This is a genomic window from Patescibacteria group bacterium (assembly GCA_041661625.1).
Taxonomy (GTDB): Bacteria; Patescibacteriota; Patescibacteriia; order JAHIZJ01; family JAHIZJ01; genus JBAZUB01.
Genome location: JBAZUB010000002.1, coordinates 96,323 through 117,403 on the forward strand (window position 1 = coordinate 96,323; position 21,081 = coordinate 117,403).

Below are 21,081 nucleotides of genomic sequence, written 5' to 3' on the forward strand. Positions count from 1 at the left end.
CGTATCTTAGCGCAAATATTCCCGAACTAGCTTATTGGTCGCTTCCAGGTCGGGAATCCAGTAATATAGGTTAGCTTTATATTCGGGAGTGTAAACAGTATCTCCCTTACCGGGGATGAAATCAGTGTGGGTGTTGGCAAAATCAAATTTACCACCACGTCGTAAGGCGGCCATGGCACCGAATTGCCAGGTTGGTACCGTGTCATATTGCAATCGGGTTTGATCTTGCTGTTGAATGTAGCTGTAAAAACGTTTCAACTCGGATGGATCTTGCAGACGTTGGGCCAGGCTTAAAAATATGTTGCGTTGATCGCGGGTGCGGGCAAAATCACCACCTTCGCGGTAACGATTGCGCACGATTTTTAAGGCCTCGGTGCCGTCGACGTGTCCGTCGGGCGTTTCGACCCCGCCGGCAAAGTCCACCATGCCTTTAAAGCTCTCGAAAGTAAACTCCGCCGTGGCATGAATCGAGATACCAAGAAATTGTTCCACCGTCTTTTTGGTCAGATCAATATTGCCTAAATCCTTATCGCCCGTGCGGTCGCCGAACGCGTAGGCGTGGGTGATTTTCTGCGTCCCAAAACCGTCCACCTCGACGCGAGTGTCGCGCGGGATGGTGATTAGGCTGAGTGACTGGCTAGGTGATTTGGGTACCGAAAACACCATCAGTACATCGGAACGAGCTCGTTCGGTACCGCGCTGATCAGAGCCGACAATCAGAATATTAAAACGCGCCGGCGTCGCGGCGTACGCCATTAAGATCCCGAGCGCCGCGATCACGATTAGGCTTAGGGCGGTAATTAGAAATATTTTGATACCTTTGGGCATGATAAAACAGTATACCGAATCAGCGGCTTAATTTGTTACAGGTTGGCCGAGCTGTCATTATCTCCTGCCGAATTATCAATCAGATCCTGGGAGAACTTTTTCTTGATGATTTCAACCTTGTTCTCAATTTCAACTAACTTAGCTTTAAGCGATTGAGCCAACGCCAAGCCGTGTTGAAATTTGGCTAAACCATCTTCGAGCTGAACATCGTTTGATTCCAGTTCTTGGACCAGTTTTTCCAACTCTTTAAATTCCTGTTCGAAACTGGCGGTGCTGCGTTTGGTCATATGATTAGGGTTTAATGGTTTTAGACTTTAATTGGCCTTGAGCTAGTTTGGTGGTGATGATTTCGTCAGCCGGCACGGCTTCGGCCGAGGTAATGATCTGACCGGCGGCATTGAGAGTGACGCTATATCCGCGTTTGAGAATGCGTTCGGGATTGAGGGATGATAATAGTTCGGTTTGATGTTTAATCCGATCGCGAGACTGGCGCAGGAGAATCTCAATCCGGTTGGTCAGCTGATCGTGTCGATGCTTCAGGGTCGTTTGGGAGGAATGTATGCGCTCGAGCATAATTGAAAAGTGGCGGAGCAATGATCCGGTTAATTCTTGGTAGCGCTGTCTCTGCAAACGAAACACATCTTCGAGCCGGACGATCAAGTCGGTCACGGCCGAATTTTGGTCGCGCATTCGACGTTCCAGGCTATGACCCGCCTGTTCGGTTAAGGTAGCGATTTCAAACAACACCTGTTTGCGATTAGGCACGACTCGTTCGGCGGCGTTTGATGGCGTCGAAGCGCGCACGTCGGCCACATAGTCGGCAATAGTGACATCTCGTTCGTGGCCGACCCCGCAGACAATTGGTATTCGGGAGGCGTAAATAGCGCGTGCCACTGCTTCGGAATTGAACGCTTGGAGATCTTCCAGTGAGCCGCCGCCGCGGGTGAGTATGATCACGTCCGGTTTCACCACTCGGTTCTGATAAGCGATCGCCCCGACAATCTGACTGACCGCGTCTTGGCTCTGAACGCCGACGGGCGTAAGATGGATGGTTAATCCGCCCCAGCGGTTATTGAGAATTTGTAACACGTCGGTGTAGGCGGCGGCATCCGGTGAGGTGACTAGGCCGATGCGAGCCGGGAAGCGCGGCAGGAGTCGTTTGCGTTCGGTGGCGAACAAGCCTTCGGCGGTTAATTTCTTTTTCAAGAGCTCAAACGCCTGCTGGAGCGCGCCGGCGCCGACCGGTTCGATAGATTGAACCCGGAAATGGAAACTGCCCGCCTTCTGGAACATCGACGGATAGCCGGTCACCTTTACTTCCATGCCATCAGTGATCGGCACGGTTTGTTCAAACCGCATCATAAAACAAACAATGCGCGATTCTTTGTCTTTCAGTTCAAAAAATACCAAGGTTTCCCGATTCACTTTATAACCGGAGACTTCGCCCTGTACCGTCACGGTACCAACCGCGGTCTGGAGATGCATCCGGACGATTTTAATAAACTCGCTGACCGACAGCGCTTTAGATAGTGTAGGTTGAAGGGGTAGTCGAGTCATGTAGAGTTACTGTAACAAATATAATTCAAAATTCAAAATGTAAAATTCAAAAGAATGTTATTAAGCGCCCGTCATTGCGAGCAAGTTCGCGAGTGTGGCAATCCCATTGCTATATAGCGGATTATTGTTGTTTCCTATTTCATTGGGATTGCCACCCCTGCCGTTCGTAAACAGCGGGGTTGCAATGACGAGTAGTATATTACAGAGGCGATTAAGTTTCGCTGCAAGTTGGCTCAATGGGCGGATTTCGGGGAGGGAAAATATCTGGCATTGACAAAATTATAAAAGAGCGCATACTGGTGGCGCTTTCGAGACACTACGATGTGGTCGCATCAAACGGAGGGTCTATGCGAATCGGGAGAATCCTACGAGGCGTAGCGGCGGCGGTTGGTATTGCAGCGGCTGCCATAGTTATCTTACTTGTGGCCGTCCTCTTGCCAGGAGAAATCAGGCATCGCCACCGACTGGCCGGCGTCCCGGTGGTCGAGAAGCAAGCGGCCGAGAATGGCCGGATCGTGGCGGAGCGGTTTCGGGTGTGGATCGCCGAACATCGGGAATGTCCCAATAGCGACAGCTTGTGTCAGGCGATTGCGTTCGGGCCGGGCGAAGTAGCGAATCCGCTGCGTGGCAATCAACCGGTTCGGTATCAGAACTGGGCTTATGTTTTAGGACCCGGCGACCTGTACCGGCAAGACACGCATCAGGACAAGAAGCGCGGCCAGTCATTCACGCTGGCCTGTGATACCGGCAGTATGTGCGTCGATTACATGATCTCGGTCCGGAATCCAAGGAAGGTGCACATTCGCAGATACACGAATTCGGAAGACTGAAGCCGGATGTGGACAGGCAATCGGAATCCCCAGCTTGATACGTTCAGGCTGGTTTTTTTATGAAATTCAAAATTCACAAGTGAAAATGTAAAAGCGGTGGCCATATAATGTATTTTTTGTAACTTGTAATTTGAAACTTGTCACTATTTAGCGTAAGCTAAACATATGTACATCGGCATTGTCGGAATAATAGGAGTGGGCAAATCAGTGCTGACCCGGAAACTGTCGGAGCGCTTGGGCTATCGAGCTTATTACGAACCGGTCAAAGAAAATCCGTATTTGGATGACTACTATAACAATAAAGAACGCTACGTCTGCATTATGCAGTTTTTTATGCTGACGCATCGGTTCCGGCAGCACTTGGAAATCCAAAAACTTTACGGCCAAAACGTTGGCATCGTTCAAGACCAGATTATTTTCGGTGACATATTGTATGCTACCATGACCCACGATCTAGGATTCATGAACGATCGTGATTTCGACACCTATCTGCAGCACTTTCGAGCCCTGGAACCATTGTTACGTTTACCGGACGTGCTTATTCACCTAGACACTTCCATTGAGACAGCGCTGGAACGAATTAAACAACGCGGTCGAACCAGTGAAGCGGCGATAGATGCCGGCTATTTATCGGCTTTATACAAACGCTTTTCCGATTGGACCGATTCAGTACAGGACAGAACCAACGTCTTCCGACTCGATTGGAACTCCTTCCGATCGGTCGATGAAGTCGTTAAAGAAATTGAATCGAAACTTCAGACCCAGTTGGAGTTGCCAACTACCTAGGTAAAAAGAAAAGCCGCGATTGCTCACGGCGTGCGGTTAGTGCCTGATTTCCAGCGGTGAAATTGCTACGGCCATATCGATGGTGGACTTGAGCTCTCCTTCCAGGCGCTGTAGCCAATCTAGCTGCGCCTGGCGATGCTCAATCCACTTGTTCACAGTTCGCCACAGGCTGTCAAGGATCGACGAGGGATGAACCGCCAACGTCGATAGTAGCGTCTGGGCGGATACTTCGCCGGAACTTACCTCTGTGGCTTGACGGCGGCCGTCATATTCCGTTTGGAAATGCACCGTGATCAGCCACCAAGATCCGGATCGGCACAATCCCCAGGCGCGGGTAGAACCGCCGATCTCTCGTGGCGACAGGCCACCTCGTTGGTCGAAGTCATCGGCCTTTTCCAGCTGTGCTTCTTTGATGCCTTCGGTGCCGAAGATACCCTGGGTAGCCAGTGGGGCATTGATGTCGTTGGGGCTGTCGTCTATCAAACGACGCGAGCCCGCCAGTTCATGGAAACACACCAAACTACCCAGCGTTGCCAGCGTAGTCTTATTAAGGAACGGAACAATCCGTCGCTGGGTGTCTTCGAGCAGCGCGGCCCACTCCTCGACGGAAAGAGGCTCTTTCCGCAGAAGTGTCTGCAAACAAATGTCAGAGGGCATACCCTCCTCCTTTCGTGATGGCTAGGGCGTACCCCAAGCCAGCACCAGTTTGTCATTGTGGGCGTGGTTTGTCAATACCTAATAGGCTGTGCCTAACGTTTCTCGACCGTATATTTACCGTTGTGGTGCCCTAGGGCGTAGTTGACGTACTTGATCTCAAATTCGGCTGGGCCATGATCCCGGGCGTGGCGGAAGAGCACGTCGGCTTCTTCGTTGTCGAGCCGGATCAAATAACGCAAGGGTTCCATCTCACCTTCGACGCTGTGGCCATGGACGTCTAGTTTTGGCATTTCAATCTAATTAATATTATGTATCTTAATCGTACCACTCAAGGCTGAAAAATCAAAAAGGCTCCGAATGGGAGCCTTTTTGCTAGAAATGCTTGTGTCCTACCGATCACACTGTACGCTGCCAGAGTTATAAATACATGGATTGGTGTATAGGAATGTATAATCATACCCAGTCCCACAGCCACGCATAAATTGTGAACAGGCATCACGATACTTAAAAAAACCATACTCGACGCCGAACTTAATTAGTTCGGTTTTTAATCGAGCTGGTGCGTTTATATCGGTGGCTCCGGTTTTCCAAACCGTATCGACTTGGGTTTTATACGGGCCATCAGAATACTTCAAGGGTGCGATTTCAGGATAAGCGGCAAAGAACTCGTTTGAAAGCTGAATGTTAATCGGTTTCAAGTCTGCGCTGACAAAACCCCAGGCCATTTGAGTCGGCCAGTCGTATACTCGTTGACGTTTGCCATTGATCAAACGCCACGTTTTTGCATCGCCATAAGTTCCTTGGGCGTGTGTTTTTACGAGGCCATCATAAGTGTGATCTTTGAAGCGCTGAATCTCGACTTTGGATAGCCAGCTGCTCAGTTTAATAATAGTAGTGTTGTGTTCAATATGATACTGTACCTCGTCACACCGCGGAGCGCGGTTCCACCACTCTAGATATGCCGACTCGATCTTTCGAGCCATATCAATGTTCAGGGTGTACACGGTGGTGGCATTTTTCTGAGCGGGGTCGGGTGTCAATACACACTTTGAGAAATACAAGGAAATGGGTTCACGGGTGATCGGGTCTGTATACACCGCCTGACTGGGTTTAACTAAGCCAACCAGGCCGACCAGCACGGTGAAGAGTACAAGTAATTTTTTCATAGTGAATTATCAATGATTAGTATGTCTGCATTATACCACCCTTTTATCGTTTGGTCGCTGGCCGGTGTTACAGCGTGGTAAATGTTGACATAATACCTGATTGCTGTTATTATCTTCTAGTTAGTAGTTGCGCCTCACCGGCGTTTTTTTCGACTGGGACTTTCGCACCGCTTTCTATTGAGCCAGGCGAAGCCTGTCTCTCAAGAAAGCGTTGGTCAAATTCTTCGTTGCTGCCTCCGGAATGACCTCAACGTAACTAAAAGTACGTCTCGGCCATGTCCTCGGCAGCGCCTCGAATTTGACCAACGCTAGCAGTCCCAATAATATCTTATCCTATGGACATCAGAAATATCGCCATCATCGCTCATGTGGACCACGGCAAAACGACTCTCGTCGATGCCCTGCTTCGCCAAACCAAGACCCATCTCAACAAGGAAACCGTGGGGACAGATTTGATTATGGACTCGAATGATCTCGAGCGTGAGCGCGGCATTACGATTTTTTCCAAGAATGCTTCGGTAGTCTGGAACGATGTGAAGATTAATATTATCGATACCCCCGGTCACGCCGATTTTGGCGGCGAAGTGGAGCGGGTTTTGAACATGGCTGACGGTTGTCTGCTATTAGTAGACGCCAAAGAAGGACCCATGCCGCAGACCCGGTTTGTGCTGAAAAAAGCTTTGGCAATGGGATTGCGAATCATCGTGGTGGTTAACAAAATCGACAAGCCTGATGCCCGACCCGAGGAAGTGCTCGATCGGACCTTTGATTTGTTTGTCGAGCTGGGCGCCGATGATCGCACTTTAGACTTTTTAGTTATTTACGCTTCATCCAAGCTGGGCAAAGCCGGTTTAACAGCCGACCTGAATGCCATGACCGACATTAAGCCCATCTTTGAAGCCATACTGGACCAGGTGCCGCCGTTCACCGGCGACCCCGCCAAGCCATTGCAACTTTTGGTTACCGCGATCAGTGCCGACACATTCAAAGGCCGTCTGGTCACCGGACGAATCGCCAACGGTAAAATATTAGCCGGACAGAAAGTGATGCACATTGATCGTTCGGGCGTAATGCATCCGGCTAAAATAATTTCATTGATGACTTACGAAGGTTTGGAACGCAAGGAAGCATCGGAAGCAATCGCCGGAGACATCGTGGCGCTAGCCGGAATTCCCGAAGCCACCATCGGTGAAACGATCGCCGACCCGGAACAGCCGAGCGCTTTACCGCTGTTGGATATTGAACAGCCGACCGTCAAAATGACTTTTAGCATCAATGATTCACCTCTGGCTGGACGCGAGGGTCAATACTCGACTTCCCGTCAGATTCGAGAACGCCTGGCCAAAGAACTGGAAACGGACTTGGCATTGCGCGTGGAGGAAAATCCCAACGGCGGCTGGATCGTATCGGGTCGCGGGGAACTACACCTGGCAATTTTGATCGAACGGCTGCGCCGCGAGGGTTTCGAATTCCAGGTTTCACGACCGCAGGTTATTTTGAAAGAAATTGACGGCAAGACGCATACCCCATTTGAGCGCGTGTTTATTGAAGTACCGGAAGCGCATTCGGGTGTGGTGATCCAGAAGCTGGGTTTGCGCGGGGGCTTGATGCATGACATGCAGACGCGCGAGGGAATTTGCTTCTTAGAATTTGTGATTCCTACCCGCGGGCTATTCGGGTTTCGCACGGAATTCTTGACCGACACGCGCGGCTTAGGAATTGTTAATACATCTTTTGAAGGTTATTTTCCCGACCCAGGCAATTGGCACGAACGAGATCAGGGTTCGCTGGTGGCATACGAGAGCGGCGTTTCAAATCTGTATGGTTTGTTGAATGTTCAAAGCCGCGGCGTATTTTTTATCGGGCCGGCCGTGGAAGTCTACAAAGGCCAAGTGGTGGGACAGAACGCGCGCGGCGAAGATATCCGGGTGAATGTTTGCCGAACCAAGCAGCTGTCGAACATGCGCTCGAAAGGTGATGGTTCAGCCGAGCACTTCAACGCGCCGAAAGAAATGGGGCTCGAAGACGCACTGGAATATATCAGCGATGATGAATTGGTTGAGGTGACACCGAAGTCGATCCGCATCCGCAAGCGCGTGCTCGATGAAGCACTGGCGAAGAAGAACGCGAGGGAAGGTAAAAGTTAAATAGTTGATTGGTTGATTAGTTAATTAGAGCAGCTCGCGCTAGTTAACCAAATAGAAAAACCCGACGGGAGATATCTCATCGGGTGGTTGTGGTTCAGGTCCTGCATTTTGTGGAAGCAGGAACCATGTGTTCGTGGGGCTGACCACTAGCATCAATCGTCCAAGTGGATTGTAAGCCTATGATTTTTCGTCGCAGCGCTTTCAGGCCTTCCGCGCAAGCCGTTCCCAAGAGTACGAAACCAACGCAACTAGTCGTTGTCAGCCAGGGGAGTTCGCGAAAGCCAGTGGCTGGATGATCCCAGCGCTGTTGCCATGAGGGTGTAAGAAACAAGAATACACCAAAGGAAGTAAATCCCCACTGTATCGACAGAATGAGTATTAACATCCAGCGGGGAAGCGCTGCCTTCACAAACATCTCGCATGCGTGGCAACGCCGCTCTGGACGCGCCCAGATGGCGAAAATGTGCTCATGTGGCTGTCCCTCAGGATCCGTGAATTTACCCGTGGTCACGATCTGGCGCCAGGTGAAGTACAGAAATGACAGCACCAAAATGCCAGCGACGCACCCAACAATCGCATTCCACACAAGCACGCAAACGATGAGTCCAAAATTACCGAGCACCAACGGAACAGCCAGGTGGTTTTGGCACTGATCACACTCGGCACAAGTCTGAAGATTCATCGTCGCCTCCTTTCAGTGTCGAAGAGACCAGATGCTCGTACCCGCACACAGCTGAATCAGTACGGTCCCGCGCCGAAACTCCTCACATCGGCAATCGTGTCGTGCGCCGTGTTCTCCCCGATGGTCAAATAGGCAGGAAGGCGTGACGAGTCCATACCCAGCAATTTGGCTCACCTGGTGTATGCGATACGGGTGCGCACACTCGGAGCAATGATCATCTGGCTGAGGTTTTTGTGTTGAATCCCAACCACATGCAGTACAGCGCCAGCCCCCTTCTTGTTGTTCAACCGACAGCAAACGACATCGCGGGCACGCTTTGTGGGCGCTCCAGCCACAGCAGGCACAACGGAGGACTTTCCCATCCTGAATAACAGAAAGGAATCGACAGTACGGACAACGCTGGTTCATGAGTATTCCCTCCTCTTGTAAAACAACCATCAGATAGTGAATGGGGGAGCATATACTAGCAGGTGAGATATGTCAATAGTAATTGACAAATATTGTCGGTAACAATTTGATAATTACATAATATGCAGTTGACAAAGGTAATATAATGGTATATACTGTTGTCAGTATTTACGACAAAATATTATGACCATCGAAAATTTACTCAAACAATTTGGATTTACGGTCAAAGAAACACGGGTGTATCTCACTTCTCTTGGACTTGGTACGGCTTCGGTACAGCGAATTGCCCAAAAAGCCGGGGTAAAAAGAACTACCGTTTATGCCATTTTGGAAAACCTACTGGAACGGGGAATTATCGGTAAGGCTAAAGTTGGCAAGAAAACCCATTATTTAGCCGAACCGCCGGAAAAGCTATTCTCTATAGTAAGTAACTTGCGTGACAATATGAAAACAGCCTTGCCGCAGTTTAATGCGCTGTATAGCAAGGGGGAAACCAAACCCAAGATCACTTTCTTTGAGGGGAAAGAGGCAATTCAAAATGTGTATGACGACACACTAAGAGAAAAACCAACCGAAATATTTGAATGGAACACCAACGCGTACTTTCAACAGTTCCCGAAAGATCATGATTATCTGGCGAAGCGCGTTGCTTTGAACATCCATGCTAAACGATTGGCGGGTAGCGGTTCGGTTTGGCAAACGGTGCACAAGAGACGCGACGCTGAACAGCTTTCTGAGACTCTCATTGTACCCAAGGAATATTTCTGGCCCGAGATCGAAGTGAATATCTACAATAATAAAGTGGCGTTCATGAACTATGCCGAACAGATGTCGGTGATCATCGAGAGCCAGGCGATTGCGGACGCGATGCGACAGGTATACGACTTGTCTTGGAGGGGTGCGAAAACACTACAGGATAAATAGTAAATTGTGAAAATACAAAAAACAATGGATGAGTTCCGTGGCGAAAACCTCCCCCATACTAAGAAGTAATAACACATTTCTAGGTTAGCAAATACTACAACCGGTCCCCTCCTTAGCTAAGGAGGGGACAGTTTGGATGTATCAACGCACAGCTACATTTAAAAAAAAGCTCTAAAGAATCGGGGGGAGGTTTGGTTAAGATGCAAAAAAACACCGGATGAGCTCCGGTGGTTTTTTATTATCATCTAGCCATTATATATGGGTACAGGCATCTCGCTCTCTATCGCTGGGTTCATTACCCTTGTCTCTCATCTCGACAACGCAGAAACTTTTAAGTTCAACCTCAGGATGATCATTGCGACCGTCTATAAGGCCGAGTTGAAAGTTACTAACATTACTGTTCGTTTGGTTTGTCTGTGAGATTGTCCAACTTGGCATGGGTCCTAGATCAAATTGCAATCCAGTGCTAGCGTCTAGTACGAGTAGCTCTGCCTTTACATGCTTTATGACTCCACCCGCTGGTGAATTTATCACAAGACATGAAATAATATCCTGTTTCAAAGGTAGGAGGTTGTCTAAGCGATAACGGCCAAGATTATCGATTCGATTTATGCCATCGACCGAGGGATCTGGAGCGAGATAATCATTATTCGGGTTATCCAATATTAACTTCAGACCAATTGTGCGATTATCTCCATCACCCTGAATGATTTGAAATTTGTTGTTAACACGAAAGGAGTAATCAATTGCTTGTGTATGAGCGTAAAATTTACTGCACGCAAAAACATTTTCCGGCATAGAAACCGGAACTTGAATGTATCCTTGTGGGTCCATTCCGCGCATTCCGCGTGTTCGCTGCCTATAGGCCACTTGCTTCAAACTAAGTAGGCCATCGTTTTCCTCGAGATCGTTTACTGGATTGGGATGATCCCATTCTGTGAAAATTGCAGAGCTATATTTGTTAATGTCTTGTAATGATTGCTCCTTTTTTTGAGGTTGACGCGGAGCAAAGTATTCCAAAGCAGCAATCACCGAATTTGGTATTTGAATTATTAAAGCGATTATAGCTATTATGACGCCAAATTTTCCCCAGTTTCGTTTGCGACTTAGTGAACGATTGGATTTTGGTTTCCTGTAATCCATTTCATTAATCATGAATGCCGTGTGCGTATATCGTTAGAATATCTAGTGTGTTGGTTCATGCGAAGCTAATTCAATGACGTACAGTGTGCCAAGTGTTGGATCTTCGTAGACCTTTGCTTGATATTTGCCGCTAACCCTATTTGTGTCGATATGATTGGATTTGAAAAACGATCGCGCTGAGATGGTTGCACCCTCTGGGTTGGCGCTGTAATTAACCTTGTACGAATCAGCGACTTTTTCTTTGTGAAACCTAACCGCAATCGCATTTTTTTCATTATCAAAGAATAGTTCAGCATGAGTTAATTCTTTTACGCCATACGTCTGACAGAAAACGCGAGGGAACCCGATAAACTGCGATTTTGTGATACTTATGCGATCTTCGTATTTATTTCCAACACCCTCAAACTTAGTGAAATTGTACTCGGGCATGTATATGAGGCTAATAATAAGACGATAATATGATACCATAACGATATATATTATGCAAGAGTTATGCGTTAGCTGTAGTGTCACCATATATACCAAAGTCATATAATTGGCTAATAATAGCCATAATATATAATATAAGCATAATAACCAGATGTTTTGTATAGTATTTCATTTAGGGTATATAAAAAAACACCGGATGAGCTCCAGTGGTTTTATTCACTACTTCGTGTTTTTACTTTTGTGGTTAGCAGTCTATATTACTCGGCCAAACAAACCCATTTTAAACAAACTGTTCCGGCAAGTTGTATTATATTAGTTATTTGTACAAAGAGCGATCCTTCATCACTGTAGTTCGCCGAGGGATAGAGTTGTCCATGGGCCAACTTATTTCGCAACTGATAAATTGCCGCGATTAAAATGTGAGCATTATTTTGACAACCATTTGTGATAAAATCCGAAGGGAAAGTTAATAAATCAAAACCAGCGGCCGTTTGAAGCTGAATATAATTATTTTGAATACCTCTAAGTTCATTCTTTATTGTAGGCCACACCGCGCTACCTAGATTAACAAAAGTATTATCGAGGTTTGCGGTATGATTTTGTAATTCTCGCGTCTTCACAAAGTTTCCTGCGAATGCTTTAGCCTCAAAAATTGACCAAACTGCTAAAAACCAAACCGGGGCTTCGTTAGACTCGAGCTTGGTTTGGCAGTGTTCTATGATGTATTTGGTTGGATTCACGGAATTATTTAATGTCTGATAATATTTTAGCCATTGGTTGTATCACGCCGAGGTTTTCATACTCGCCCTCGGCAACCCACGTAGGTATTCCGACAATACAAATGCTATTATCTATTTTTGATATGGCTAATCCACCAGAATTACCCGCATCAATTTTAGCTGTCGTAAAATAGTTATCTTCACTTTTACCACTGATAATTCCTTCCGTTACAATAATATTACTCACTCCCAATACCGTTGTTTTAACATTAAAAGCTGCTGCTGGATATCCGAATATATACACCTTTTTCCCAGGTTGAACTTGGTTGCAAATGCTATAATTTGGTAATATCCTGTTTTTTAAAGGTTCCACGATCTGTTGACGACGTATGTATAATCCAAGAATAGAATAGTCAAAGCTATCATTATATTGACGATGCCAGTTTCCCAAAAAAGACTCAATAGCCAAATCATTATCCTTTAGTAATTCACGAATTGATTGATACCCATCTATATCTGGAAATTCTATCCAGCATTTGCCACTAGTTTGGTTATTGTATGAATACGTTTGTGCAACATGAGCATTTGAAATCACCGCACTAATAGCTTCACCCTGATTGGTTGGAGTATAAATACGATTCTTATCATTTACATCGGTGTCGTTGACCGGCCTCATCTTTTCTGACCACGGGAAGTTCATATAGATGCCCGATCCCCGAACAGAATAACTCGGTAATAAATCACCAGGTTGGTAGTCTGCACAATTCAGAGTCACAACAGACTTAGAAATAGTTTTAATTTCCTGATCAGTTAACTCGTCACTAATTTGAGGTAGTGAGCCAACGGCTTGTTTATCTGCCTTGTCGGGCCATCTATAAGTATGATCCACATTTTGTATAATAACCCAACCCAAAACGCACAAAACAAGTAAAACAAGAAACGTAATCCCGCCCCTTTTAGAAATCTCAAGTTGTAATTTCATAATATATTAGTTATTATATGTTGCTGTGACTCTCGGGGACGAATTAAGCACATAGGTTTCCTGTGTTGGTCGGACTCCCAGTCCCAGGCGGAGTCTTTCGCCCAAGGTGTAAAACATCGATTACTAGACACTAATGGTGTAACAAGTTTTCGAAACAGCGTCAACTATAAAATCGAGCCGAGATGCTTGGCGTCACAGAGTTATTACTTCTATTCTTGGTTAAACCGCCTCTTGCCTTTGCCCTCGGCAGCCCCGCCCCGAGTTTATCGAGGTGGTGGGTCTACGCTTCGGCTCGCTAGCAAGCCTTCGCTCCGAGAATCGAACCTATTTGCACCCGGAGGGATTCGAGGTCTGGGCAGCGACGACCTGCCACCGGCAGCTCGTCGGACGCTCGTCTGTCGCTCCGCTCCGACTCGCTCCTGCCCTTCGAATCCAGTGAAAATATTTACTCACACTAATATTTAAAAGCTTTATTTTACTTAATTGCACCCGGAGGGATTCGAACCCCCGGCCTTGTGGACCGGAACCACACGCTCTATCCAGCTGAGCTACGGGTGCACGTTGTGATGAACTGCTTCTAACCTTTAAATAATAACACTTTTTCATGCTGAGCCCAGACGTCCCGCCTGGGCGGGAGTCGGGATCCCGATCGGCTTACGCCGCATCGGGACTACGGGTGCATGTAAAAGAAACTATTAAGCCGGTGGCTGATATTCTTCCTTGATGAACTTTTCGAACACTTCGATATCTTCCGGCCGGCCGAAATCCTGCCAATAATCGCGCAGCCGGTGCAGACGGACTTTGCCCTGGGCGGCCAGTTGATTGATCGCATCGGTGATTTCGTATTCGTGCCGCGGTGAGGGCGTTAGATTTTTGACAATGGGGAAAATGTCGGGGGTGAACTTGTACAAACCGGTATTGATCAGGTTGCTGGCCGGGTCGCTGGGTTTCTCTACGATTCGCTCCACCAGGCCGTCGTCATTCTTTATAATAACACCAAACCGTTCCGGATGCTCGTGTTCCATGCCGGCTACATATATATAGCCATCATCATTGAACAGGCGTTTCAAGTCCGGCACGGAATAAAGATTGTCGCCATTAACCGAGATGAAACTTTCTTTACCGATCAATGGTTCGACGGCTTCGATCGGACAGGCGGTGCCGTATTTTTCACCCAGCGCGACGGACTGATCCACGATCGTGATTTCAAACGGCAACGAAGACAAGAATTTCGTCCAAGCCTCTTTTTTGTGCCCGACTACGAGAATAATTTGTTCAGCTCCGGCGTGCACCAGATTATCCAAAAGATAGCTGATGAACGGTCGTCCGGCCACTTCGATCAATTGTTTGGGTTGGTCGGCAGCTAGTTCGCCCATTCGCTCACCTTTGCCGCCGGCCGATATTACTACTTTGCTGATCATATTTTTGGGTAATAAAAAACGCAAAATGTTGCCATTGCACTGTAGCTTATTTCAGGATTTTTTTCAAGAGGCCGTAACCGGCATACCACACCGGCTGGTAGACAGCGTCGGCGACAGCGGCGTAGGTAACTATGCGGCCGCCGAAGCCTTTTTTGAATCGGGTGATGCCGGCCCAGGCGTGGCGTGGATCGTCATTCTCGGCGATACCCCAGAAATCGTATTGGATGGCACCGTCGCGTTTGGCGTCATGGATTGTTTGCCATTGGAGCAAGTGCGGCGCCATCAGGTTGCGGCCTTCGTTGCCGGAAGCGCCGTGCAGGTACACCACGGTCTGGTCATAACGCAGCACCAAATTGGCCGCCAATATATTTCCGTTCTGTTCGGCCAGATAGAGACGCGCCGGACACAGTTTCGAGTCCTTCAGTGTCCGCAACAGGTTGTGATAATACTTCTGAGTATGTTGGGTGATTTTATTGCGTTCGGCCGTGGCTTGCATCAAGCGCCAAAATGCTTCGAAAGATTTGTCATCGGTGGCGGTTCGAATGGTCACGCCTTTTTTCTCCGCCAGACGAATATTGTAGCGGGTCTTTGAGTGCATCCCAGTCAGTATTTCTTCTTCGCTCAACTTCAAGTCCAGTATCAATGTCACACCCGGTTGAACGGTCTTGGGTAAAACTTTGATTGGAATTCTAGTGGGCAGATCAGCCAGACTTATCGCGCCATCGTCACGCGCCCATCCGGGTTCGAGCCGAGTAAAGACTAGCCGCCGCCCGGTATGCTCGGCGTGCAGACCTTCAATAATGGTTTTTAGCACATCGGGCCACTCGGTGCGCGACAGATCACGATGCCACACTGGACCGCGCGGTATATACCAGTAGGTGCACCCGGCCGGTAGCGGCATGGCAATGGCCTGGACCGACGCAACATTATTATTTGACTCATCGGATATAAAAAAGCGGCGCACAACACGGTTGGCGGCGGATTGGAATTCACCCCAGTCCCAGCTTTGTAAAAATTGATCGGTCGACTGTTCGGCCAGGAAGGCGGTAAAGGCGGCGGCGTCTTGAGTTAGTTGAAGTTTAAACGTGGCCATTAGTGTTTGCCCAGTATTTTCAAAGCTTGTTTGAGCCGGTCTTGGGCGTTCAATGATCGATCCGTTACTTTGCGCAGCGCATTGCGCGCTTCCGGCCGCGCGTAACCCAGCTGAACTAAAGCTTCCAGCGCGTCCACGAAAGTCTGATCCATCGAGTCGCCTACCAAGCCGGTCTTCTCCAGCTTTTCACGCAGCTCGACGATAATGCGCTCGGCGGTTTTTCGGCCGATGCCGGACACGCTAATTAGCAAAGTCGGATCGTTCTGTACAATGGCTTGCTGGATGTCGCGCACCGGCGCGCTGGACAGCACGCCCAGGGCGGAACGGGGACCGACGCCGGAGATGCTCAACAGCCGTTCGAAAAAATCCATATCCTCGAGCGTCACAAAACCGTACAGCTCGGCGCTGTTTTCGGTTTGATGATGATAGGTGTGCAATTCAATCTCACTGCCCGACTCGGCCATTTCCACCACCTGCGGCAACACAAAAACTCGGTAGCCGACATCGTGCACGCGCACGACCAGATAGCGTTCAGTTTTGACCAGGACGGTTCCTTTCAGATGGGCAATCATAGGGACATTATAGTAAGAATAGTTACAAATTACAAGTTACAATTTTAGGAAGGGACTTTTAGAATTTATCAAGAATGCCGGCAAACAATTCTGATTATTGGAAATTTTGGCTTTCTCCTATTTTTGTAACTTGTCCCGCTTCAGAGCGGGATACCGCCTTCTCCGAAATAATGATTTAAAGTGGCGGGATAACTAGCTACTTGTAACTATTATGAGGGAGGTTCGGGTTGATCCGGTTATTTGTTAGCCGCGACTCATTACGACTCTCACAGCGCGCGGACGGAGGTCAACCCCGTCAGTCGCGACTGACGGGGTTGACCCAGTACCAGACTCGGTACTGGGTTGACAAATCACCCGTTTAGTATTAACATCGGCTATTAGTTCTTTGCCAATTAGCAATGCAACAATTCGTCCCGGCAGCCAGGTGCGTGGAATCATTCTGCGTAGTTGGCTGTCGAGACGATAGTCGCCTGGAAATACCTCCAAGCGCTTCCCAATACGGGAGGAATTATGTATCAGAAACTTTTCGATCTGATTCAGCCCGACACACCGGTCGCGGTGGCGGAGTGGGCGATCGCTGAAGCGCGCGAATTCTATGGTTTGGAAAGCGCAGGACTGCTTGTACTCGAAGGCGAGAACATCTTTGGTGAACAGAGCACCATTCAGTTCATTCACTTTCGGTCACGTAAGTCGGCGGCGGGAAGCCTGAGTGGACGAGTGGTGGTTCGATGGGATGATTCGGCTCAACGGTGGGTTGCTGTCGTGGTTGACATCGACTCCGACCGAGCAGTCGGGTTTGGCCACTGGTATGAGGGGAACTGTTTCTGGGTGTGTATGAAGGCCGTGACGCCCAGGAGTAAGCTGAGTCAGCCTGATTCTGCTGCGGTCGAAGCTGGGCATGAGAGGGCACTCGTATGACATTCACACTCCCGAGTGTGTCTGGTGGGATGGCAGTGGTTGGTTCGTTCATAATGCTTTACGCCCTGTACTGCCAGATTCGACTCAACCATCGTCGGGGAAAAGTCGAGGGATTGTCTCCGGTGATGATCTTCGGAGCTCTCTATACGTACACCTGCTGGACCATCCACGGCTGGTCGAAGCCAAACTGGTTTCTGGCGGTTGCTCAGACCCCCGGGGTTGTTCTCACGCTGATCTTGATGATCCAGTGGTGGCGCGATCCAGCGAGATCGAAGAGGAGGCCATGATGCCAAACATAAGTGAGGCTCTGCCAATGCTAACCTGGGCGGTTGACATGGCGGCGCCCTTTGCCCTTGGGACTTCATTCCAGTACTCCATAAAGTCCGATGCCCAGCCGATTGGCAACCCGCTGAATGGCGAGGTTTGGTTCGGGGAGTTTACAAGTCTTTCGGCTGGAAAGCTCATCACTGGCACGGCCGCTGTGATCTATAACGAAGCCGGCGGATGCTGGTTGCCGCTGAGTGTCGCTTTTCGCTACGGCGAGAACAGTTACGACGTGCAGTTCACTTGCGTTCTCAGGGTGGGGCGCATAATGCTGGTTACGCTCGAGCTGAGCGAGGAAACAAAGGAGGAGACATAATCAATACAACCGCCCCGGCTCCCTCGAGCCCCGGCGGTTTTTCTTTTTGGGTAACGCTTGACGATAACGGCTCGGTTGGGTAAGATGCGGGCGGTGTTCCGGAGGGTACTAGACACATGGCAATGGAGGCAGGATGATCAAGCGGATTCCTGATGGTTTGATGGGCTGGCCGGTGATGGGTCCCTACTCGCCAGCTCTGGAGGTGTCACCTGGACACTTCGTGTTCTCCGGTATCATCACCGATCTTGATGCAAAAAAGCAACCGATTGTGACCGATCGGAATGAGCAGATCATCCTCGTGCTGTTGAAGTGCCTGAAGGCGCTCGACGCGTGCGGATTGGGTGTTCGTGACCTGATCCGGTTCCATGCCAGGTTCGCGGGCAGCATGGAAGGCTATGCCTATCTGGGTCAACTCATGAAGAAACACTGCGGCAGTGACCTGCCGTTTCCGGCGCGGGACGCTTACGCGGTGGCCGAGCTGCCGGGCGGGAAGTACGTTCACATCGAGATCATCATGGAGGCAATCCGGCAGGAGGAGTAACCGGTCTACGCCCCAGCAGTACACACCGTCTTGGCAAAATTCGCCCCGGCGGTTTTTCTTTTTTGACATGAGTATTATAGAGAGCTAATATGTAGACAACGGCAGGACTGGAAACAATATGCCGGTTTTGTTTAATCTGCGAAATCACAAATCAAAGCGCAAGGCGTTACGAAACCGAAGCACTTTCGCAGAGTGGAGGTTATGGGAGTGTTTGCGACACAGTCAGTTTTGTGGTTATAAATTTCGTAGACAACAAGGAATCGGAAAGTATGTTGTAGACTTTTATTGTCCAAAACTTAAGTTGGTAGTTGAAGTTGATGGGGCGACACATAGTACACTGCAGGAAATAGAGTATGATGGGAAAAGACAGCGATGGCTTGAATCATTAGGTCTTCTGGTTATTCGTTTTACAAACGAAGATGTGTTCGAAGGTCTGGACAATGTGTTAATAAGATTAAAAGAGGTTTGCGTTGTGAGAGAACGGCTCCTCAACCACCCCTAAGCCCCTCCTTGGTAAAGGAGGGGAACGCCCTACAATGTTCTGAGCGAAGGCGAAGAACTTCCGTATATATCCCCTCCTCTCGGAGGAGGGGGTGGGGGTGGTCGTGTGGTTGGTGAGTTATGGTCACAACACTCAAAATCTGCTATACTCCCTCCCTATGGAACGAAAATTCGAACTAAAAGCACCATTTAAACCCACAGGGGACCAGCCACAGGCAATCGAAAAGCTGGTCAAAGGTTTGAGTTTGGGTTACCGAGACCAGACCCTTTTGGGCGTAACCGGCTCGGGCAAAACATTTACCATGGCCAACGTGATCGCCCGCACCCAGCGGCCCACGCTGGTGATTTCGCATAACAAAACTCTGGCCGCTCAAGTGGCCGCCGAGTTCCAGGAATATTTTCCCAATAACGCGGTGCACTATTTCGTCAGTTACTACGACTATTACCAGCCGGAAGCGTACATGCCGACGACCGATACTTACATTGAAAAAGAAACGGATATCAATGAAGAGATTGATCGATTGCGCCACAGTGCTACGGCCGCTCTGATGACTCGCCGCGATGTCATTATCGTGGCATCGGTGTCGTGCATCTACGGTTTGGGTTCGCCGGCGCAATACAAAGATGTTTCGATCGCGCTGCATTCCAGTCAGCGGATCAAGCGCGATCAGGTCTTGAAACAGCTGGTCCGATTGAAATACGATCGCAACGATATTGATTTTCATCGCGGCACTTTCCGGGTCAAGGGCGAGACGCTTGATATTTTCCCCAGCATGTCATCGGAAACAGCCTTGCGTTTGGAATTCTTCGGTGATGTGATTGAGCGGATTGTGGAGTTCGATCCATTGACCGGCGAAACCATCACGCTGCAATCTGACATTGTGATATTTCCAGCCAAGCACTACGTCTCTCCGCCGGAAAAAACCGAGGAAGTAATGCGCGAGATTCGCAACGATTTGAAAGCTCGTCTAGAGGTGTTGAATCGAATGAATAAATTAGTTGAAGCCCAACGATTGGAGCAGCGCGTGCGCTTTGATTTAGAAATGATAGCCAACACTGGTTATTGCACCGGTGTCGAGAATTACTCGCGTTACTTTGATGGACGGAAAGCCGGTGATCCGTCATTTACCCTAATAGATTATTTCCCGAAAGATCTACTGATGTTCATTGACGAGTCGCATATTACACTACCGCAGATCGGGGGAATGTACTTTGGCGATCGGGCGCGCAAGGATATGTTGGTCGAGTATGGTTTTCGATTGCCGGCTGCGTATGACAATCGGCCCCTGAAGGCAACGGAGTTTGAGAAGAAGATTAAGCAAGTTATATACACGTCTGCCACGCCCAAGGACGAAGAGCTTAATCGCAGCAAGCAGGTGGTGGAACAGCTGATTCGTCCGACCGGTTTGTTGGATCCGATAATAGACGTGCGTACTACTCTGCACCAGGTCGATGATTTGATCAAAGAGATCAACGAGACAGTCAAAAAAGGCGAACGGGTACTGGTGACCACATTGACCAAGCGGATGTCGGAAGATCTGACCGACTACTTGAAAGAAATCGGTATCAAGGTGCAATATCTCCATTCTGAAGTCGATACCATGGAACGGTTAGAAATACTGCGCGACCTTCGACTGGGGAAATACGACGTGGTGGTAGGTATTAACCTACTGCGTGAAGGATTGGATTTGCCCGAGGTATCCTTGGTGGCTATTTTAGACGCCGATAAAGAAGGTTTTCTACGCTCGGCGACCGCCTTGATTCAGACCATGGGTCGAGCGGCTCGGCACGAGCATGGCCGGGTGATTATGTATGCCGACAACATGACCGGTTCGATGAAGCGGGCGATCGATGAGACTACCCGCCGCCGGAAAGTCCAGGAAGCGTATAACAAAAAACATGGCATTGTGCCAAAGGGCATTAAGAAAGAGGTGCGATCGGGTCGTTTGTCAGGTCTCAAGGTGATGCCGGCCATGCCGCCCGAACAAGCCCTGAAAGCGCTGTCCAGCCAGCGCCTGGATGAGTTGATTCATGAGCTGGAAGAAAAGATGAACCTGGCTGCTCGCAATATGGAATTTGAAGACGCGGCCAATTTGCGCGACCAGATCGCGGAATTGAAGCGGGTGCGGAAGTAACC

At 48.9% G+C, this 21,081-nt stretch carries 24 protein-coding genes and 1 tRNA gene; 9 read left to right on the forward strand and 16 right to left on the reverse strand.

Annotated elements, in window-relative coordinates; genetic code table 11:
• Positions 1-6 precede the first annotated feature (6 nt).
• The 3 genes from WC734_03930 to xseA are packed head-to-tail and all read right to left on the reverse strand — an operon-like array spanning position 7 to position 2,385.
• On the reverse strand, positions 7-828 hold the full coding sequence (locus WC734_03930) for an LCP family protein (GenBank protein MFA6198273.1): 822 nt from the start codon (positions 826-828) through the stop codon (positions 7-9).
• A gap of 35 nt (positions 829-863) precedes the next feature.
• Positions 864-1,115 (reverse strand): exodeoxyribonuclease VII small subunit, encoded by a 252-nt coding sequence (xseB, locus tag WC734_03935; protein MFA6198274.1) that lies wholly within the window; start codon positions 1,113-1,115, stop codon positions 864-866.
• 4 nt (positions 1,116-1,119) lie between these two features.
• Positions 1,120-2,385, reverse strand: a complete 1,266-nt coding sequence (gene xseA, locus WC734_03940) for an exodeoxyribonuclease VII large subunit (protein MFA6198275.1) — start codon at positions 2,383-2,385, stop codon at positions 1,120-1,122.
• Positions 2,386-2,621: 236 nt separating this feature from the next.
• On the opposite strand from xseA, the gene WC734_03945 reads away from it, so the two are divergent.
• The gene (locus WC734_03945; protein MFA6198276.1) at positions 2,622-3,215 is read left to right on the forward strand and encodes a hypothetical protein; all 594 of its coding nucleotides are present in this window, start codon (positions 2,622-2,624) and stop codon (positions 3,213-3,215) included.
• A gap of 165 nt (positions 3,216-3,380) precedes the next feature.
• Positions 3,381-4,001 (forward strand): deoxynucleoside kinase, encoded by a 621-nt coding sequence (locus WC734_03950; protein MFA6198277.1) that lies wholly within the window; start codon positions 3,381-3,383, stop codon positions 3,999-4,001.
• 36 nt (positions 4,002-4,037) lie between these two features.
• On the opposite strand, the gene WC734_03955 is transcribed toward WC734_03950, so the two are convergent.
• From WC734_03955 to WC734_03965, 3 genes are all read right to left on the reverse strand, one after another.
• Positions 4,038-4,658, reverse strand: a complete 621-nt coding sequence (locus WC734_03955; GenBank protein MFA6198278.1) for a hypothetical protein — start codon at positions 4,656-4,658, stop codon at positions 4,038-4,040.
• A 92-nt stretch (positions 4,659-4,750) separates the two neighbouring features.
• On the reverse strand, positions 4,751-4,948 hold the full coding sequence (locus WC734_03960) for a hypothetical protein (GenBank protein MFA6198279.1): 198 nt from the start codon (positions 4,946-4,948) through the stop codon (positions 4,751-4,753).
• A 99-nt stretch (positions 4,949-5,047) separates the two neighbouring features.
• Positions 5,048-5,824 carry a hypothetical protein gene (locus tag WC734_03965; GenBank protein ID MFA6198280.1) on the reverse strand — a complete coding sequence of 259 codons (777 nt, stop codon included), beginning with the start codon at positions 5,822-5,824 and terminating at the stop codon, positions 5,048-5,050.
• Between the two features lie 335 nt (positions 5,825-6,159).
• Here WC734_03965 and typA point away from each other — a divergent pair, with 335 nt between their 5' ends.
• On the forward strand, positions 6,160-7,971 hold the full coding sequence (gene typA / locus WC734_03970; GenBank protein MFA6198281.1) for a translational GTPase TypA: 1,812 nt from the start codon (positions 6,160-6,162) through the stop codon (positions 7,969-7,971).
• A 94-nt stretch (positions 7,972-8,065) separates the two neighbouring features.
• Here typA and WC734_03975 read toward each other — a convergent pair whose 3' ends face one another.
• Entirely contained in the window at positions 8,066-8,653 is a 588-nt protein-coding gene (locus tag WC734_03975; protein MFA6198282.1) for a hypothetical protein, read from the reverse strand.
• Between the two features lie 591 nt (positions 8,654-9,244).
• On the opposite strand from WC734_03975, the gene WC734_03980 reads away from it, so the two are divergent.
• Entirely contained in the window at positions 9,245-9,985 is a 741-nt protein-coding gene (locus WC734_03980; GenBank protein ID MFA6198283.1) for a helix-turn-helix domain-containing protein, read from the forward strand.
• Between the two features lie 252 nt (positions 9,986-10,237).
• Here the strand turns inward: WC734_03980 and WC734_03985 are convergent, their stop codons facing one another.
• The 9 genes from WC734_03985 to WC734_04025 form a co-directional block, all read right to left on the reverse strand.
• Entirely contained in the window at positions 10,238-11,140 is a 903-nt protein-coding gene (locus tag WC734_03985) for a hypothetical protein (GenBank protein MFA6198284.1), read from the reverse strand.
• A gap of 30 nt (positions 11,141-11,170) precedes the next feature.
• Positions 11,171-11,557 (reverse strand): hypothetical protein, encoded by a 387-nt coding sequence (locus tag WC734_03990; GenBank protein ID MFA6198285.1) that lies wholly within the window; start codon positions 11,555-11,557, stop codon positions 11,171-11,173.
• A gap of 257 nt (positions 11,558-11,814) precedes the next feature.
• A complete protein-coding gene (locus WC734_03995; protein ID MFA6198286.1) occupies positions 11,815-12,297 on the reverse strand; it encodes a hypothetical protein in 483 nt (160 codons plus the stop codon).
• Positions 12,298-12,301: 4 nt separating this feature from the next.
• The gene (locus tag WC734_04000; protein ID MFA6198287.1) at positions 12,302-13,258 is read right to left on the reverse strand and encodes a hypothetical protein; all 957 of its coding nucleotides are present in this window, start codon (positions 13,256-13,258) and stop codon (positions 12,302-12,304) included.
• A 484-nt stretch (positions 13,259-13,742) separates the two neighbouring features.
• A tRNA-Arg gene (locus WC734_04005) sits at positions 13,743-13,816 on the reverse strand.
• A gap of 137 nt (positions 13,817-13,953) precedes the next feature.
• Positions 13,954-14,679 (reverse strand): sugar phosphate nucleotidyltransferase, encoded by a 726-nt coding sequence (locus WC734_04010; protein MFA6198288.1) that lies wholly within the window; start codon positions 14,677-14,679, stop codon positions 13,954-13,956.
• A gap of 46 nt (positions 14,680-14,725) precedes the next feature.
• Positions 14,726-15,772 carry a peptidoglycan bridge formation glycyltransferase FemA/FemB family protein gene (locus WC734_04015; protein MFA6198289.1) on the reverse strand — a complete coding sequence of 349 codons (1,047 nt, stop codon included), beginning with the start codon at positions 15,770-15,772 and terminating at the stop codon, positions 14,726-14,728.
• Positions 15,772-16,344, reverse strand: a complete 573-nt coding sequence (gene ruvA / locus WC734_04020) for a Holliday junction branch migration protein RuvA (protein MFA6198290.1) — start codon at positions 16,342-16,344, stop codon at positions 15,772-15,774. The genes WC734_04015 and ruvA overlap by 1 nt, the downstream gene beginning before the upstream one ends.
• A 243-nt stretch (positions 16,345-16,587) precedes the next feature.
• Positions 16,588-16,782 carry a hypothetical protein gene (locus tag WC734_04025; protein MFA6198291.1) on the reverse strand — a complete coding sequence of 65 codons (195 nt, stop codon included), beginning with the start codon at positions 16,780-16,782 and terminating at the stop codon, positions 16,588-16,590.
• Positions 16,783-16,854: 72 nt separating this feature from the next.
• Between WC734_04025 and WC734_04030 the strand changes: the two genes are divergently transcribed.
• From WC734_04030 to uvrB, 5 genes are all read left to right on the forward strand, one after another.
• Positions 16,855-17,262 (forward strand): hypothetical protein, encoded by a 408-nt coding sequence (locus tag WC734_04030; GenBank protein MFA6198292.1) that lies wholly within the window; start codon positions 16,855-16,857, stop codon positions 17,260-17,262.
• On the forward strand, positions 17,243-17,902 hold the full coding sequence (locus tag WC734_04035) for a hypothetical protein (protein ID MFA6198293.1): 660 nt from the start codon (positions 17,243-17,245) through the stop codon (positions 17,900-17,902). The genes WC734_04030 and WC734_04035 overlap by 20 nt, the downstream gene beginning before the upstream one ends.
• Positions 17,903-18,035: 133 nt before the next feature.
• Positions 18,036-18,443, forward strand: a complete 408-nt coding sequence (locus WC734_04040; GenBank protein MFA6198294.1) for a Rid family hydrolase — start codon at positions 18,036-18,038, stop codon at positions 18,441-18,443.
• Positions 18,444-18,561: 118 nt separating this feature from the next.
• Entirely contained in the window at positions 18,562-18,945 is a 384-nt protein-coding gene (locus WC734_04045) for an endonuclease domain-containing protein (protein MFA6198295.1), read from the forward strand.
• Positions 18,946-19,102: 157 nt separating this feature from the next.
• A complete protein-coding gene (gene uvrB, locus WC734_04050; protein ID MFA6198296.1) occupies positions 19,103-21,079 on the forward strand; it encodes an excinuclease ABC subunit UvrB in 1,977 nt (658 codons plus the stop codon).
• Positions 21,080-21,081 lie beyond the last annotated feature (2 nt).

What these genes read in the sequence shown, in the direction of transcription:
- WC734_03960 (MFA6198279.1), bottom strand. Translation starts at nt 4,948, where the DNA reads ATGCCAAAACTAGACGTCCATGGCCACAGCGTCGAAGGTGAGATGGAA.
- WC734_04025 (MFA6198291.1), bottom strand. Translation starts at nt 16,782, where the DNA reads ATGATTCCACGCACCTGGCTGCCGGGACGAATTGTTGCATTGCTAATT.
- WC734_04040 (MFA6198294.1), top strand. Translation starts at nt 18,036, where the DNA reads ATGATCAAGCGGATTCCTGATGGTTTGATGGGCTGGCCGGTGATGGGT.
- WC734_04030 (MFA6198292.1), top strand. Translation starts at nt 16,855, where the DNA reads ATGTATCAGAAACTTTTCGATCTGATTCAGCCCGACACACCGGTCGCG.
- WC734_03945 (MFA6198276.1), top strand. Translation starts at nt 2,622, where the DNA reads ATGGGCGGATTTCGGGGAGGGAAAATATCTGGCATTGACAAAATTATA.
- xseA (MFA6198275.1), bottom strand. Translation starts at nt 2,385, where the DNA reads ATGACTCGACTACCCCTTCAACCTACACTATCTAAAGCGCTGTCGGTC.
- ruvA (MFA6198290.1), bottom strand. Translation starts at nt 16,344, where the DNA reads ATGATTGCCCATCTGAAAGGAACCGTCCTGGTCAAAACTGAACGCTAT.
- WC734_04015 (MFA6198289.1), bottom strand. Translation starts at nt 15,772, where the DNA reads ATGGCCACGTTTAAACTTCAACTAACTCAAGACGCCGCCGCCTTTACC.
- WC734_03965 (MFA6198280.1), bottom strand. Translation starts at nt 5,824, where the DNA reads ATGAAAAAATTACTTGTACTCTTCACCGTGCTGGTCGGCCTGGTTGGC.
- WC734_04045 (MFA6198295.1), top strand. Translation starts at nt 18,562, where the DNA reads ATGCCGGTTTTGTTTAATCTGCGAAATCACAAATCAAAGCGCAAGGCG.
- uvrB (MFA6198296.1), top strand. Translation starts at nt 19,103, where the DNA reads ATGGAACGAAAATTCGAACTAAAAGCACCATTTAAACCCACAGGGGAC.
- WC734_03990 (MFA6198285.1), bottom strand. Translation starts at nt 11,557, where the DNA reads ATGCCCGAGTACAATTTCACTAAGTTTGAGGGTGTTGGAAATAAATAC.
- WC734_04000 (MFA6198287.1), bottom strand. Translation starts at nt 13,258, where the DNA reads ATGAAATTACAACTTGAGATTTCTAAAAGGGGCGGGATTACGTTTCTT.
- WC734_04010 (MFA6198288.1), bottom strand. Translation starts at nt 14,679, where the DNA reads ATGATCAGCAAAGTAGTAATATCGGCCGGCGGCAAAGGTGAGCGAATG.
- typA (MFA6198281.1), top strand. Translation starts at nt 6,160, where the DNA reads ATGGACATCAGAAATATCGCCATCATCGCTCATGTGGACCACGGCAAA.
- WC734_04035 (MFA6198293.1), top strand. Translation starts at nt 17,243, where the DNA reads ATGAGAGGGCACTCGTATGACATTCACACTCCCGAGTGTGTCTGGTGG.
- WC734_03955 (MFA6198278.1), bottom strand. Translation starts at nt 4,658, where the DNA reads ATGCCCTCTGACATTTGTTTGCAGACACTTCTGCGGAAAGAGCCTCTT.
- WC734_03980 (MFA6198283.1), top strand. Translation starts at nt 9,245, where the DNA reads ATGACCATCGAAAATTTACTCAAACAATTTGGATTTACGGTCAAAGAA.
- WC734_03930 (MFA6198273.1), bottom strand. Translation starts at nt 828, where the DNA reads ATGCCCAAAGGTATCAAAATATTTCTAATTACCGCCCTAAGCCTAATC.
- WC734_03950 (MFA6198277.1), top strand. Translation starts at nt 3,381, where the DNA reads ATGTACATCGGCATTGTCGGAATAATAGGAGTGGGCAAATCAGTGCTG.
- xseB (MFA6198274.1), bottom strand. Translation starts at nt 1,115, where the DNA reads ATGACCAAACGCAGCACCGCCAGTTTCGAACAGGAATTTAAAGAGTTG.
- WC734_03985 (MFA6198284.1), bottom strand. Translation starts at nt 11,140, where the DNA reads ATGATTAATGAAATGGATTACAGGAAACCAAAATCCAATCGTTCACTA.
- WC734_03975 (MFA6198282.1), bottom strand. Translation starts at nt 8,653, where the DNA reads ATGAATCTTCAGACTTGTGCCGAGTGTGATCAGTGCCAAAACCACCTG.